Annotated in this window: 11 protein-coding genes and 1 riboswitch; all 11 genes read left to right on the top strand. The window is 40.4% G+C overall.

The features are described 5' to 3' along the window. Positions 1 to 172 precede the first annotated feature (172 nt). Positions 173 to 697, top strand: a complete 525-nt coding sequence (locus FBQ94_RS07350) for a TlpA family protein disulfide reductase (RefSeq protein WP_007223304.1) — start codon at positions 173 to 175, stop codon at positions 695 to 697. 192 nt (positions 698 to 889) lie between these two features. Beyond that, positions 890 to 1,381 carry a TlpA family protein disulfide reductase gene (locus tag FBQ94_RS07345; protein ID WP_007223303.1) on the top strand — a complete coding sequence of 164 codons (492 nt, stop codon included), beginning with the start codon at positions 890 to 892 and terminating at the stop codon, positions 1,379 to 1,381. A gap of 73 nt (positions 1,382 to 1,454) precedes the next feature. After that, entirely contained in the window at positions 1,455 to 2,582 is a 1,128-nt protein-coding gene (locus FBQ94_RS07340; RefSeq protein WP_285442074.1) for a family 1 encapsulin nanocompartment shell protein, read from the top strand. Positions 2,583 to 2,585: 3 nt separating this feature from the next. After that, the gene (locus FBQ94_RS07335; protein ID WP_007223301.1) at positions 2,586 to 5,096 is read left to right on the top strand and encodes a multiheme c-type cytochrome; all 2,511 of its coding nucleotides are present in this window, start codon (positions 2,586 to 2,588) and stop codon (positions 5,094 to 5,096) included. 480 nt (positions 5,097 to 5,576) lie between these two features. After that, positions 5,577 to 5,891: a DUF2325 domain-containing protein gene (locus FBQ94_RS07330; protein WP_007223300.1), complete on the top strand. Its 315-nt coding sequence runs from the start codon at positions 5,577 to 5,579 to the stop codon at positions 5,889 to 5,891. Between the two features lie 294 nt (positions 5,892 to 6,185). Further along, a riboswitch (cyclic di-GMP riboswitch) is annotated at positions 6,186 to 6,333 on the top strand. A 1,807-nt stretch (positions 6,334 to 8,140) separates the two neighbouring features. Continuing rightward, on the top strand, positions 8,141 to 9,493 hold the full coding sequence (locus FBQ94_RS07325; RefSeq protein ID WP_285442073.1) for a prepilin-type N-terminal cleavage/methylation domain-containing protein: 1,353 nt from the start codon (positions 8,141 to 8,143) through the stop codon (positions 9,491 to 9,493). A gap of 622 nt (positions 9,494 to 10,115) precedes the next feature. Further along, complete coding sequence (locus tag FBQ94_RS07320) at positions 10,116 to 11,801, top strand: ArnT family glycosyltransferase (protein ID WP_007223295.1); 1,686 nt, start codon at positions 10,116 to 10,118, stop codon at positions 11,799 to 11,801. Between the two features lie 102 nt (positions 11,802 to 11,903). Further along, positions 11,904 to 12,977 (top strand): radical SAM/SPASM domain-containing protein, encoded by a 1,074-nt coding sequence (locus FBQ94_RS07315; protein WP_285442072.1) that lies wholly within the window; start codon positions 11,904 to 11,906, stop codon positions 12,975 to 12,977. Between the two features lie 244 nt (positions 12,978 to 13,221). Further along, on the top strand, positions 13,222 to 14,220 hold the full coding sequence (locus FBQ94_RS07310) for an NAD-dependent epimerase/dehydratase family protein (protein WP_007223293.1): 999 nt from the start codon (positions 13,222 to 13,224) through the stop codon (positions 14,218 to 14,220). A 5-nt stretch (positions 14,221 to 14,225) separates the two neighbouring features. Further along, a complete protein-coding gene (locus FBQ94_RS07305; protein WP_007223292.1) occupies positions 14,226 to 14,972 on the top strand; it encodes a class I SAM-dependent methyltransferase in 747 nt (248 codons plus the stop codon). A gap of 11 nt (positions 14,973 to 14,983) precedes the next feature. After that, a complete protein-coding gene (locus tag FBQ94_RS07300; RefSeq protein ID WP_007223291.1) occupies positions 14,984 to 16,378 on the top strand; it encodes a B12-binding domain-containing radical SAM protein in 1,395 nt (464 codons plus the stop codon). Positions 16,379 to 16,490 lie beyond the last annotated feature (112 nt).

Raw genomic sequence — 16,490 nt, 5'->3', positions numbered from 1 at the left:
TAGATGACATTTTCAGAATCCTCTGCATTTTATACACTTGCCTATTAGCCAAAGACTCAACTTTCTCCCTATTCTGTTCGGTTTCATCTATTGGATACTGTAAGGGGTGTTAACAGCATCATGAAAAAATTTGAAATTCCTATACATTAATTAAATATAAAGGAGGATAATTGTGTCTATTATTTCTTACTATAAAAAAGCTTCGGTAGTGCTGGTTTTATTTATCGTCATATTCTTACCCGGTACTTCTTATGCACGTAGTATTAAAGATATAACTTCTACAGAATTGAAAGAAATTGTCAGGAAAAAGGGTGATAAGATATTGGCAGTAACCTTCTGGGCGACATGGTGCAAGGTTTGTCAGGAGCACCTTCCTGAGCTGAGTACTATTTATGAAAAATATAGAAATAAGAACGTGGAAATAATAGGTGTTGCACTTGATGATAAGGCCAAGGAAGTAAAGAACTTTGTTGAAGAAAAAGGGATCGCCTTTCCCGTTTTCAGGGCAGAGGATAGAGAGGAGATGAGCTATATTTACAATATTAAAAAGATTCCCGTAGTGTATTATTATAAAAATGGAGAGCTTAAACATACAGAGGAGGGATATACTGAACCAAAGCATATAGAGGAAGATCTCAAGAGTTGTCTGGAAGGTTCCACGTCACCTTCAAAAGATGCTCATTCAATATCCAAATAGAATAATCTGCTCAAACAGGATGAGGAGCGGTAACTATGTGTACCGGCAAACATCTTGCAAATATTTGTATTGCAAAGTTACCTATGGTTTTTTAAGAAATTTGGTGTAAAATGCGGATACGTCTGTTATTGAAAGTCGCATTGGCGGTTTGCCAGTTACTCCCGTAATCCTTACCGTGAAAGGAGCATTACCATGCCGAGTATTTCCCGTCAAAAAAGAGCATCAGTACTTCTTATTTTATTTATGACCTTATTTTTCCCGACGGTTTCCTATGCACGTGATATCAAGGGTATAACCTCTACACAATTAAAAGAGATTATTAAATCAAAAAGCGATAAGGTCGTGGCGGTAATTTTCTGGGAAACACAGTGCAAGGTTTGTCAGGAGCACCTCTCTGTTTTGAATGATATTTATAAGGAACACAGAAAGGAGAATTTAGAAATACTGGGTGTTGTACTTGATGAGGCAGGAAAAGAAACAAAGGATCTTGTTGAGACAAAAGGAGTTGCTTTCCCCATCTTTAAAGCCGGAGATAGAGAAGAAATGAGCTATATTTATAAGATTAGCAAGGTTCCCACGATATATTACTATAAAAATGGCGAACTTGAATACCATAAAGAGGAAGGGTATGCCGAACCGGATCATATAGATAAAGATATACATAAATTACTGGGAAAGAGCTAAATTAACTTCAAAATGGAGTTTTTACTATGAAAGAAAAGGTAACTTAATAAGAAAAGGAGGAAGGGTTATGGGTATGCTAAATAAATATAAAACATTGCATGGTTTGGCAGGAGTTATTGCCTTGCTCGTAACGTTCTGTTTTTCACCATGGGGTTCATCTGTTTTTGCCGCGTGTACGAAAGAAAATGACTGCTTTTCCTGTCACACAGCACAGGAATTAAGAAAGGTCCATAAAAATTGTCAATACCTGGAGCAGGGCTGTCTTGCATGCCATAAAGCGCCAGGGGCTTCATCTGGTTTAGCAAAGGAAGCAGGAGCGCCTTATAGTTGTTCACAAGGGGAGACATCACCAGGGATGAAAGAGGCAAGGTTTGCAGAAATTACATCCGAAGTGCATCTTGAATCTGAAGATTGGGCAAAATTGCAACGTACAGTCCATGAGACGGTTGAGGGGTATCTTGTGGGAAGAAAGTTTATCGAGGTTTACGGCCCATTAGGAACAGGCGCTCAATGTGTACCCCTTGATACCTATGCAATACCCTCTTGGGCAAATGTTGATATGTTGGGCGAGGGAAACGAAGCCATACATTCCCTGAAAAGAGAAATTGCACACATACCCCTTATTTACAAAGATTTTTGGCTCTTCTGGAGGGATATAGAGGCAAGGAAAAAGTGTGAGACTCCATTGGATGTGAGCGCTGCGGTGGGCGCCGCAATAGCTGCTGCCGCCAGGGAAGACGATCTTATATTTCATGGCCTGCCGGAAATGGGCATGTCGGGACTTTTAAATGCTAACGGAAGGAATATCCTGAAGATTAGTGACTGGTCGGTAATAGGAAATGGTTTTCAGGATGTTGTATCGGCTGTGGAAAAACTAAGGAGTTCGGGTTTCTCTCCTCCTTATGCCCTCGTTGTAAGCCCAAAACTTTACGCCCTTCTCCATAAGGTTTATGAGCGTACAGGGAAATTAGAAATAGAAGGGGTAAAGGAGTTGGTAAAAGGGGGCGTATATCAAAGTCCGGTGTTCAAAAAGGATGTTGCCCTTGTTGTAGCGACTGGCAGACAAAACCTGGATTTGGCGGTAGGGACTAATTTTAAGGTAGAGTACTGGGGTCCTCAGGATTTAAATCACCGGTTCAGGGTTGTTGGGAGTTCAGTGCTGAGAATCAAATGCCCTCAAGCTATTTGCACACTGGAGTAAGGTATGTCTCGTAAATTATGGGCTTACCCGACAACAGTTCTTATATGTCTTCTTTTCTGGTTTCGGCATGGATACGCTGAAATTCCCTATCTTGTAGGGAAAGATGGAGTTCTTAATCTTGAGATGGAGGCGAGGCCTGTTGATCTGGAACTCAGGCCGGGGGTATTCTTTGATGCCTGGGGGTACTGTATAAAAGGAGAAAAACCGACCGTGCCTGGTCCCACTATCAAAGTGAAAGAAGGAACAAAGGTCAGAATCCACTTCACGAATAAACTTACCGTCCCTTCATCTATCCATCCTCATGGAGCAAAGTACACGGTTGCCAGTGATGGCGCTCATATAGCAGGAAACCCGGATAGTATCGCAGCTCCCGGATATTCAGGAACATTTGAGTGGGATACCTCTGGCACGCCGGGGACCTGGTTTTATCACCCTCATGTCTTTGAGATGGGGGGCGAAGAAGGGATATCCAGAGGATTATGGGGGGCTTTCATTGTGGAACCGGAGAATAGCGATCCAGACCCCCCTGATAAAGAGTTTGTAGTCTTCATGCATACGTTTCTTTTACAGGGAAAGAAATATGAGGCCTTTAACGGTAAGTCCGGAGATGTGGAATTTATGAACGGAGTCCGTTCTGCCTTTCCCGGATTGGTATGGCAGGCAAAGATGGGCGAAAAGGTAAGATTTCATCTCATAAATTCTTCCGGGGAGATGCACACCTTTCATACTCATGGTCATCGCTGGATGGACAAAGCGAGTGGACAGCTTATTGATAACATCTCATTAGCGCCTTTTACTTCGTATGTCCTGGATTTTGTTGCCGGAGAGGGAGTTGGACCCGGTAACTGGGCGTTCCACTGCCATGATAATGAGCATATGACGAATGGGATGTTTGGAATTTTTGTGGTAGAGGATGAAACAAAAAGACCGAAAGTGGAAATAGTTCCCCCTGTGCTTAAAGGCCCTCCAGGCTCTTTTACGTATCCTGATCCGGAACTTAAGAAGATGTTTGAGGATTTTGTAGGTTTGTCTCAGGGCGATGGTCCATGGGGAGAATTTTATAAACCGATTCCCTTTTATCTCTACTTTAATCCGGCAAGGCATTATTTCCCAACTGACAGTAATGATTATAAAAAGCTTTTAGAGAAATACCGGTACGATGAGTGCGTGGAATGTCATGAAGAAGCTACTCCCGGTATTGTAGCGCAATGGAAAATGTCCAATCATGCCAATCCTAAGAAGAATGCAGAGGTTGCTGCAGAAACACAGGAGATTGAGGAGCTTATTGGTAAGGAGTTAAACAACTGGAAACCAGGGACCAAAGACGGCGTTTATTGTTCCTACTGTCACGGCAAAGACCATGAGAGCCTGTTTATGCCTACCGTAGATAACTCATGCGGCACTTGTCATCCAAACCAGGCAAAGGAGTTTGCCAGAGGCAGAGATTACGGTAAGCCAAGTCATCCTCATAGTTGGGAAGGAGGTTTGTCCACGCCGTGGTATGTCGAGAATTACCGGCGCAATCAGGGCTTTTCTATGATCGGATGTGATCAGTGTCATCAGAATATGTCGTCATGTGATGACTGTCATGGTCGCCATCTCTTTTCGGCTGCCGAAGCGCGCCGTCCGGAGGTATGTTCAGGCTGTCATTTAGGACCTGATCATCCTGACTGGGAGAGTTATATACATTCCAGATGGGGAATTGCTTATGAGATTTCCGGAGAGAAGTGGAACTGGGAAAAGAAACTCTCTGAGGTGATTCCCGGCAAAGATTATCCTACCCCGACATGTCAATACTGTCATATGTATGTAGGTAATGGCCGATGGGAGATGAATGTGGAGACCAAAGGTATATGGCGTATGGGAGTCACTCCACCAAAAGAAGTGGAGTTTAAATCAAGTCTGAAGGATTTTCCCTATGGTGTAAAAATACCGCCGATGGATAAGAAGCTTGAAATTTATTCCCCGGAAAGCCTTGAGAAACGGCGCTATTGGATAGAACTCTGTGCAAAGTGTCACGGCAGCCGATTTTCAAGGATGTGGCTGGATTCCATAGATCAATATATGTTTGAATCATGGAAGCGGATAGATGAGGCACAGCTCATCGTAGAAGAGCTTTTTGCCGGGGATATGGTTAAGCCATCGCCGGAAGAAAGACCTCCTTTTCCCTTGAGTGATTTAATGGTCAAGATACTCGGCCCTGAAAAATTGGGCCCGGAAGTTTATAACCTCTTGAAAGAAACCAATGGCCACTTGCCAGTTGTAGGACCAATTCTTGGCGCCTATGCTATATTCACGGAAAAGGATGGAAATCCAAGCGGTGTGGAAAGAGAATATGTAGAAATGTGGTTCTGGAAACATTTGCAGGGGTACAAAGGAGTAGCCCATGCCCAGCAGGATATAAGCTGGTGGTTGGGCAGTTCACAAACTATGGGAAAACTCACGCATATTCAGGATGAGGCAACGAAGTTAAAGCGATTGAAGGCACTTGAGGATGCTATGAAAAACAAGTGATAGTATTTTGGTTGAAGATTGGCGAATAACACGTGCCGTTTTTCGGGATATCTATAGATAAATTCATCAGAATTATGGTATATCCTGACCGCATGTAATGTCCAGGAATTTCAATATTTTGTTGTAGGGGCAGGTTTAAAACCTGCCCCTACTTGTGTTCACTCTTGCCTTGTAGATTCAAAACGTTTGTATTTGTTTCTTGTGCAGGTTCAGGTTTATAAAAGGAGTATCCTGTCTTCTGGATTCTGTCTTCCGGATTCTATATTCTCTTGATAAAGAGAATGTACAAAAACTTGTGATCAGGTACTTACCTGCATAGTCCCTGTTCTTCCACCATTATGAATTGTTTAGAGTTTGCTAACTATACGAGACTTAAGATAAATTTTTTATTTTGTATTGACATCTAAAATTTTTTTTATATTATATTGAGACTGAGTCTCAATATATCTATTAATAACTTTTGAAGAGGAGGAGAGAAAAATGTCTGTACTTATTGTCGGTGGTGATCATTTAGGTAGTATTCCAAAAGAACTTGATAGAATGGGGGTAAATGATGTCCGGCATATAACCGGGAGGAGTGGACAAAAGGTACACGGAGGAATTCCGGAAACTATGGACTTTATCATAGTACTGTACGACTTTGTCAATCATAATCTGTCGCATAAGATAAAAAAGATCGCTGAAAGTAAAGGCATCCCCATTGTCTATGCAAAAAGATCATGGTCGTCTGTACATCAGAAAATGAAGGAAAACCAGAGACAATTAAAAAAGATAGGGTTACAGGCTCTGGTGTAACAGGTCAACCATCAAGCCGTGATTATAATTCAAACCTTTCGGTTTGAATTTTGAGCCAGGCGTAATCGGGGCTAAAGAGTCTGTGCAAAGAGTAAGATTATTTTTACTCATACTCTCTATACCATATTTTTCAATGAAAACCCTTATTCTCTATGGTTCCATTTAGGAATTTTTGCACAAACTCTAAAGCCTTGATCTATCTCTCGTAAAACGGATGATTTCGGCTATACTATACCTTAGGCTGTATAGGTAAAATGAAAATTTCTCTGTAACAGAGAACTAAAGCGGTAAAATATTCGATAAAGGTAAACCTCGAGTGATCGGGGGGCGCAAAGGAAAGGGTCTTGTAACAGTGGACAGTGCTGGTGGGCAGTGTCAGTTTAAATAACAGACACTTACACTCATAACCGACACGTTGAAATAAGATAGCCTTACTGCCGAAGATATTTTCCATGAGTATCTTTGCGGTAAGGCTTTTTTGTTTTTAGAAATATTGGTAAAGGAATTTTGCGGAGCTGCAATGTATGTTGACACTGTATCAGGCTTGCTTTTCGTAGAGTTTTGGTATGGTATTTCAAAAAAAGGGATTAATAACCGACCGGCTAAAGTACAATTATTAATCCCCGGGACCAGGACAAGGAGGTTTTTTTGCCTCTTTGCTAGGCCTTAGTAAAAATTATAAATACTTGAGAGGGTAATGTCAATAAAAACCGTAAACAAGCTTTTTGATAGCAGGCTGATGATACAGGGATTTTATTGAATGCTTATGAAAAGTTATTAATAACAAGGTATTATTTCTAATATTTTTATTGACAATGATTTTTATTCTGGTATAGTGTTTGTCGAAACTGAGACTCAGTTTCATTGTATTGTGATTAACGGCAGACCGGCTAATATGTACAACTGTTAATCAATGGGACAATGATAAGGAAAGAAGGTACCTCTCTTGTTGGGCTTTTTTTGTTGAGATTTTTTTGCAGGGGGTAGACAGGATGAACAGGATACAGAAAATTCATATCCTGTTTTATACATAGCGTCATTTATCAGAGACGTAAATGTCATTCCCGTGAAAACGGGAATCCGGAAAAACAATGGATTCCAGGTTAGGCCAGGAATGATAGAGTGCTGAGAATTTATGTCGTTATGTATAGTTCAATAATTTAATGCTTAGGAAATTCAAACAAAGAGTTCCTCCCCCATGATGGGGGAGACTAGGTGAGGGTGAAAGAAAAGGACAACCACCCTCCCCTAACCCCTCCCATCAAGGGAGGGGAAAAAGTCGCCGAAGGTCTAATTTAACGTATAGGAAATTCAATATGTATTGTAGGGGCGAAGCATTTGCCGTTATTGGCCTAAAATACTATGTATACGCTGAACGGCAAATGCTTCGTCCCTACGCCTGGCCGCAAAACAAAAGTCGCCGAAGGTCTAATTTAATGTATAGGAATTTCAAAGTTTTTCATGATGCTGTTAACCCACCCCTCAATCCCCTCCCGAGAGGGGACTTTTATACTCCCCACTTGAGAGGGGTTAGGGGTGTATTTATTCCCCTCTTGGGAGGGGTTAGGGGTGGGTAAAGGTCGTTGGGTTTTGCCTTTTAAAACCCAACCTAATGTAATGTATAGGAATTTCAGTTCCGTAGGGCAACCCTTTAGGGTTGCTCTCTTCCGTGCACATTCCGGCGGGGAAGCAAGGCTAAAGCCTTGCCCTACGTGTGGTGACAAATAAAGTCGCCGAAGGCTTATTTTAATAGTGAAATTTTGAGATAGCTGATAGCTACAAAGTGCATAGAGATAAAGGAGATTTTTTCTCTGTATTCTTTGTGTCCTCTGTGGTTAGGCAGTAAGGGGTGAGGTTGCCAGCAGACCGGCAAATAAGTATAGCTGACAATCTCCGGGACGAGGTAAGGAGGGTATATCATCAGCCCTCCTTGCCAGGCCTTTTTTGTTGTATCGGGCTTACTGACGAAGTATGCCTGGTATGTTGAGAGAAGGATGTGATCCACAAAAGTGCAGAAAAGAAAACAGAATATACTATTTTCAAGAACACAGGGTGGTTTTGCCGGTTCCGCCAGCATGAAAAAAGGAGGTGGTAACGGCAGGAAGGAAACGTGATGGGCCTCTGGCTCAAAAAGGTGGAAGATCGTGCAGGTCTGTATGGTCAATTTTAGCGGGTAATGCTTGTAGTGTAAACAGGTGGAAAAATATTTCAATAATCTTAAGAGAAAGAAAAGGAGTAAATAAAACACAATGAAAAAGATATTAAAGAAGGGGCGTAAATCCGTCTCCGGTTTTACGCTGATCGAGATGTTGGCTGCCATCGGCGTGGCCGGCATTCTCGGAGGTATCATAACCCCGGCAGCAATTAATTCTCTGGCAAAATCAAGGCAGGCCAAGTGCGCCGAAAATCTCAGACAGTGGGGGAATGCCCTGGTTCAGTATGTAACCGATACCGGGATGTATCCAGCATCTGCAATAGACGTAGGGAGCGGCGCCACACAGGTACGCCAGAGATGGTTCAATACCCTTTCACCTTACATGGGCGCTGATGAACGAGCTCGTACCAATGCCCAGGGTAATACTGGTACAACGAATGAAATGGGTGACTTGGATCAATCAGTCTTTACGCGTGCCTTCATATGCCCGGAGGTTGATGGTGAGTGGAAGATCGGAAGGAATAACTCCTACGGATACAACCACAATTATCTCGGCAATGCAAGGGCAACATATGAAACTGTGACGCCTCCGGCTATGAGAACCTCAGGGAGAAAGAAGAACGGTTACGTCAATTACCCCGTAACACTTGCTGAAATAAAAGACCCTACAAGGACTATCGCTATAGCGGATACGGATGGTACAGGACACCTTGATTCATACCGGCCGCCAACAGAGATGATTACCGCAGAAACAGCAGAAGGTAATATATCATTCGCTCCAGGTGGTGCTGCGGCGGCAACTGGCTGGGGAACCGGTGGCTCTCTTACGTTTTGCAGGACTACAACACTTGGAAACGAAGGTTACCAAATTGATGGGACATTCCTCCCATGCCGGAATCTTGATACTGCTACAAATATTGCAAACTCAAATATCTCGTTGAATGATATTTGTGGAGCAGCAGGTGGCAGCAATCGTCAGAGCATTGCAGCCAGAGGTATTGTAAGTAACCGTCATGATGGTGGTGCTAATGTATGTTTTGCTGACGGCCATGTGGAGTTCTTCATCCGTGAGGCTGTGTATGTACATCCAACCACGGGAAGGCCTTCAAATAGACTGTGGAATGGATTTGGAAGGGATAACGATGAAGATGGCAATGGAATCGTAAGCGTTGGTAATCCAATCTATGATAGCAATGAGTGGATTTGCGATGTAAATGGAAATGGTGTCGTGGATAGTGGTGAAGAGAACACCGTTATCTTGGGATATTGTGGAGAGAACAATTCTGGCTTCCTGATGGGCAGCAATAAACTTGATTCAACTACCGATATTATAAACGCCCGCGGAAATCTGACAGAGGAAGCTTTGTTGCTGAGTAGAAATGGTCCAACAATTCCTAAACGGGCCCCATTCCCGCTTATCGCTACAATATTGGAGCAGAGCAGTTAAACATCTCAATGGTATATCCGCCTGCGCCCGCAACGGGCGCGGGCAGTATACCGCATCAAAGGCTTTTTTTCTGATTTTCCTGCCTTCCTTAGATGAAAACGATCACTGAGTAAGACAGGAAGGACAGGGAGTTGAAATGAAATAATGAACCGCAATGGAGAAAGCTGAATCTTTGGCTAATAGGTAAGTGTATGAAATGGAGAGGATTCTGAAAATGTCATTGCGAGGGTAGTGTCCGAAGCAATCCCTTGAATATTTCAGAAAAGATTGCTTCGAAAAAGACCCTCTCAATGACAGACAGGGGAATTTTTCTGCAGTTGATGATATATCCGGTTTCATCATTTGGATACTATATGTGCCTATGTTCCTCTAATCCCCCCTAACCCCCCTTTAAAAAAGAGGAGAAAAGAAGGAGGTTTCCCTTTAGAAAGGGGGGAACAAGGGATTTCCCTCTTTTTTAAGGGGGATCAAGGGGGATTAACAACTTCCCGGTGCCTCCTTTGTTAAAGGGGATTCTAAAGATTATTTTACTTTGTTCACCATGATAATTTTCTGCAATGTATTCATTAGTACCTTTTATATCTAATAATTAGACTATTCATAAGAGAGAAATACTTAACAGATGAGGGGCTGTTTACATTTCTTATTTTCATCCAACAGGATGGGGTTAAAGCTTGGGATCGTTTTATCCCTTGCGGCCATATTTTATTCCGTAGCGCTTTTTCCAGATATTCTGGGCCTTTACCATGACGATGCAATATATGCCGTAACGGCAAAGGCATTGGCTGAGGGGAAGGGTTACCGGATTATCAGCCTGCCGGAATCCCCTGTTCAAATATCCTATCCTATCTTCTATCCGGCTGTACTTTCCTTAGTTTGGCGCGTCTTTCCCGGGTTTCCTGAAAATATCATTGTCTTAAAGGCGCCTTCAACAATCTTTACATTACTCTTCCTCTTTCTCGTGTATTTCTATCTGGTTCGAAAGAGCTATGCATCGCCAAGTATGGCATTATTAATAGTTATAATGACCGCTTTTAATCCATGGATGGTCTGGGCTGCAACTATGGTAATGTCTGAGGCTTTGTATTGTCTGGTCTCTCTCCTTTCTTTATGGGCAATTGAATTATTTGTGTCAAATACCCGGGGTTATAAACATCTTCTTTATCTTACCCTTGCTGGAGTATCCATAGCTATTTCCATCATGACCCGTTCCATTGGTATTAGCATCCTGGGTGCTGCATTTCTTTATCTCTTTTTTAATAGAAAAAGATCCATAAAAGAGATATTGTTGCCTGCGCTACAGTTGCTACTTGTCGTTCTCTTATTTCTCTCACCGTGGATAATCTGGACAGTATTACAATATGTACATCATTCCCACCGTGAGGTGCTTCCCTACAGTATTGCTTTCCGCAGCTATGGCAGTGCAGTTAATTCGTTATCGCAGGAGTTCGGAATTATATTCTTCTTTAAAATATTTTTCATAAATATCTATCGATGCTTTTTAGGAGCTGTACCAAACCTGCTATTACCAGGAATAGATATTGGCAAGATCGAACATCTTAATTTTCTTACAGATTATATCCATCTTTTTTGCATAGTCATCCTTTGTGCTGCTTTATCTCTTTCATTTATGATTCCACTAGCCAGAGATTTTATACTGAGGAAATATTCTCTTGTTACTATGCATATTCTTTTTCTTATGATGATCATTCTCTTCTGGCCTTTTGAACCTGACCGTTTTTTGATACCTGTACTACCATTTATTCTTTTATATTTTATCAATGGATTTTCTTATCTTATGGAAAAGTTTAAATATTTTTATCGGGATAAGGTTCCCTTAGTAATTTCAAAATTGCCGTGGCTTATACCCCTATCTTTTTTTACGCTAAATTGCGGCCTTGCTTTAGCACAGGAATGTACTTATATCGTGCGCTCCAGAAAATCTTCAGAATGGGCTGAAAAGAAGAAGATCTTCCAGTGGATAAAAGAAAATACGGGTAGTGATGACATAGTAGCTACCTCTGTAAGTCCTACTGTGTATCTCTATACTGGTCGGAAATCGATCCCCTCTATCGTAGGTATGGATTTGAATGATTTATCAAAATTTTCTTCTGACATAGTCACAAGAAATTTCAAAAATTTGCTTGAGTATGCAAATAATAAAAATGTGTATCTGGTCAAGATAGCATATTTCTCTCCTGCATTTGAGCATATGATTGACCGGCTGGCAATAAAATATCCCGATCATGTGCTGCTTATGTATGCAGGTAAAAGTATGAAATATGCAATTTATAAAATAATAAAGTAAATTTTCGATTTGATGAACGATTTTTATCACGATACGTTTTTAACAAAGTAATGAGATGTCTATAGTATGATCCGAAATTTTAAGATGTATATGAGAAGGAGCATGATCAATTTAAGGTATGCCGTTAACCCAAGGAAGCATATCCTGATTTTAAGATTAATAACTACTTTTTTAGGGATTATGCTTCTTAAACGGAGACCTCTGAGATATGTCGATTTTGCAATTGATTACCATTGTAACCTTAAGTGTGATCATTGTTTCAAGACAAGTCTTGAAAAAGATGAAGCAAGACGGGGAACGAAGAGACTTGCAATAGAAGATTATAAGAGAATAGCAAACGATTGTATGGCACTTGGCGTGGTAAATTTCTCTTTCCAGGGAGGAGAGCTTTTTTTATGTAAGGACTGGGAAAAAATTATAGAAGCATGTAAGCCATGGAAAAATGTCATATCGGTTACCACAAACGGAACTATGCTTACAGAAGAGAATTTAGATCGTCTAAAGAAGGTTGGGGTAGATATTTTGACGGTAAGCCTCGACAGTGGAATACCTGAAGAACATGACCGCTTTAGAGGTGTAAAGGGGACTTATGGAAAGGTGATACAGGGAATAGAATCTGCATTGAAAAGGGGGTTCAATATCACTATAGGGACTACGGTGTACCATGAGAATCTGAAAACTGAAGGGATTCAAAAGATCATAGAGATGGCAGTGGAGAAAAAGTTTATTCTCAATTTGATACTTGCTGTTCCAGCAGGTAAATGGCAGGAAAATTACGATGTCCTTATTACTGATGAAGATGTGAATTATATAAGGGAACTAACAGCCGGATCCCCTTATATAAGGACAGATTTTGAGGCAAATTTTGTCCGTTGGGGTTGCGGGGCAATGAAAGAAATAATCTATTTGACGCCGTATGGCGATGTGTTGCCATGTCCGTTTATGCATATAAGTTTTGGGAATGCATTAGATGAATCTATAGCGGTAATACGATCCAGGGCATTAAAAAATAGGTATTTGAAAGATTATCATAGCAAATGCCTGGTCGCAGAAGATAGAGAATTTATAGACAGATATTTGTCTAAGACTTTTGCACACGAAGATCTCCCGATACACAGCGAACTGGTATTTAATAAAGTTGCTTCACAAAGCGACGTGGTTGTAGGGCAATCCTAGGGTTGCAGGACACGGCTGAAACCCTTATCTTATATAGTATTTTCTGTGCTTCAGAAAAAATTGTTGAAGGTCTAATTAATTAAATTGTATAGGAATTTTTATTTTATTTAAGCAGATTGTGGTAGGGTGGATTAAGCGGTAGCGAATCCACCTTTTCTGGAAATAGTATTGGTGGATTCGGCGTAAAAACCAACGCCGTAATCCACCCTACTCGTAACTTGAAAAATTAATCTTATATTATGATATGAAACGCATTCTAATTACCGGAGCTTCGGGTTTTGTTGGTTCAAATCTTGTTTATGCATTAGTAAGGGAAAAGTATCAGGTTATTCTCTTGCTGAGGGACTCATCCATGAATTCTTTTCCAGACGAGATACCGTGCTTAAAAGCATATGGTTCTATAGAGAATATATCACTGTTAAAAGAGTTAGTTAAAGGAACGGATACGGTTTTTCATGCCGCTGCTTATATTTCTTTCAAAAAATCCGATTTTGAAAAGGCATACCAGATTAATGTTATCGGGACTCGAAATATATTAGAGGCATGTTTCAAAGCAGGAGTAAACAAGGTAGTGCATTTAAGCGCTTGTGCTGTTCTGGGGTATTCTCTGGATAAGGATGCAGTCCTCGATGAAACCTCCAGTCATGAAATTGGAAAAGATAATGTATATGCTTACACAAAGAAATTAGCAGAAGAAGAGGTTCAACGATATATACAAAAGGGATTAAATGCATCAATTGCTAATATAGCTACTATCTATGGTCAGGGAGATAGGAAGTTAAATTCCGGATCGATTATCGCATCTATTTATAAAGGAAAAATGAGGTTTGTTCCACCGGGAGGTACAAGTTACGTTTCAATAGATGATTTAATAGAAGGATTGTTACTATTAGCCCGAAAGGGCAAATCCGGGGAAAGATACATATTTTGTACAGAAAACATGAACTATAGCATGTTAGCTCAAAGAATTGCAAAGACCCTGAAATTAAAAGAACCAAAATTGATATTACCATGCTTCTCCTATTATCCTGCATTATTAGCGATGAAGGGGATTGAATCGTTTTCATCTTTCGCAAGAAAAAGAATTGATTTGATGACAACACAGCTCTTAAAAGAATCGTACCGGTACAAATACTTTAGTTCTAAAAAGGCAAAAGAGGAACTAGGATGGAAACCATTGCAAAGTCTTGAAGAAGCAGTGGAGAAGGCGCTTATCTATTACAAGGAAAATGCTCTTATATAAAGATTATGGATGACTTAGCGCGTAAGGTAAAGAAAGCAAATAGGGATTTTTACGATATTGTTGGATCTTCTTACGAGAGTATTGATGGGAGAAGATCAGAGGAATTGATTTGTTATGTTGACGATCAAGTTCGGATGATCTCCAGAAATATAAAGGCTGATTCTATTTTGGATTTAGGATGTGGAAATGGATTTATTTCAAGGGTTTCTAATAGTTATTTTAAGCGAAGATATGCTTTAGATATATCGTATGGGGTCATGAAAGATATTGATGATAAAAATCTCTGTAGAATAGCTGCCGATAGTGATTTAATTCCTATCAAGGATGCTCAAATAAATTGTGTTGTCACTTTTGCTGTTCTTCATCACTGTTATTCTTATGAAAAAATTTTATCTGAGATCTACCGGGTTTTAACTGCCGGAGGTATCTATTATTCCGATCACGATATGGATTCCCATTTTTTCAAGCGCTTTGGGCTATTACTAAAAATGTATCGTAAGATCAATACTATAAGTAATCACCATGTATTGGGATTTGATCAGGCATTAAAAAGGATACACCATTGTTCTGAGTTCCACAGTGATGGAATTCCATCTCAAACAATTAAAGCAAAACTCAAAAGCATTGGTTTTAAAGATATTAAGTTCGATTATCACTGGTTTGGATTATCTCCGCTGACAAATAAAATGTTTGGCAAAAGGTCTTACAACAAGGGATATGCCCCGCTTGTCAGGATTATTGCGGTAAAATAAAGGAGTTTATTATGAAGGTTTTGTTGCTGTCTTCTCCCTATATTTCCGGATACATGCGTAACGCTCGCTGCGATTTTGTATCATTATCCGGTACACAGTGGTATCCAATTTTGCTGGGTTATTGCGGTGCATGGCTTGAGAAATGTGGGTATCAGGTTAAACTTGTCGATGCCCCTGCATACAACCTGGATCATAAAACAACTGAAAAAATGGTTACGGATTATAAACCAGATTGGCTTATTGTCTATACGGGAAGAATAAGTGAGGACAATGATATAGCGCTAGCAGATAGACTAACAGAAAAGATTGGTTGTGAGCCTATTCTTGTAGGCCCTTATGCCTCTATCTTCCCAAAAGAAACATTGAGAAAGACACGTAGTATACGGCGTTTGATTACTGGTGAATTTGAGTTGCCTGTACAGGATGTCATCGAAGGGAAAGCCGACAAGGATATTCCTAATCTGGTATATAAAGAGGGGGATGATGTTATTCAGAATCCTGAGAGGCCTTACCTCAATACAGAACAGTTGAATCAAATACCTTTTTTATCGCGATTCTTTAAAAGGCATTTACATATCTATCGATATAAAACTATTTCTGAACCTTATCCTTTTATGGATATTATGACTGGAAGAGGTTGTAAATGGGGGTATTGTACCTATTGCTTATGGGTAAATTCTTACATCAAGGGATCTACGTACAACTGTAGAAGTATTGATAATGTTATTGAAGAGCTGTGGTTTATATCTAAAGAGATGCCAGAGATCAGGTCTCTGATGTTGCAGGATGACACTTTTACCGAAGAAAGGATTATAGAATTTTGTGAAGCAAAGCTTAAGACTGGTATAAAACTTTCCTGGTCGTGTTATGCCCGGGGTAATATATCTTATGATGTACTAAAGTTAATGAAAAAGGCAAACTGCCTTAATTTGCATGTTGGATTTGAATCAGCCGATAAAAGTATTTTAAGCAAAATTAAGAAAGGTGTTACAAAAGACGGAATGACGAGGTTTGCCTTGGATGCAAAAAGGGTTGGGTTAAGGATTCACGGTGATTTTGGTATTGGGTTTCCTGATGAAACAAGGGAATCAATACATGAAACTGTAGATTGGGCATGCGAGATAAGACCTCATACCGTCCAGTTTCAATTAATGATTCCTTTCCCGGGCACACCTTTTTATGCTGAGCTGAAGGAAAAAGGATGGATTAAAAATGGTGCTCCGAATTATCCGGAATTATCTATGAAAGAATTGGAAAGCTTGGCAAAGAGGGCTTATAGAAGGTTCTATATAAGTCTTCCTTTTGCTAAGCAGGTTCTCAGGAATCCATACGAGATGCTCTTTTCCCGGATTGAAACTTATTGTAGGGCAATACCTGCTGTTTTCTGGAAGAGATATATCCGATAATAAAAGCTTTTTCTCGTTTCCATGCCCTATGCAGCTATGAAAAAAGTTGGGCGTTTTACGCTAAAGTTTGTAGCGATTCGATGATAACAATTTCTACGCATATTACGTTGGA

Source organism: Candidatus Jettenia sp. AMX1 (assembly GCF_030263775.1).
In the GTDB taxonomy this organism is placed as follows: domain Bacteria; phylum Planctomycetota; class Brocadiia; order Brocadiales; family Brocadiaceae; genus Jettenia; species Jettenia caeni.
Note: the sequence above shows the minus strand (reverse complement) of the source record. Positions and strands in the feature narration are given on the sequence as shown.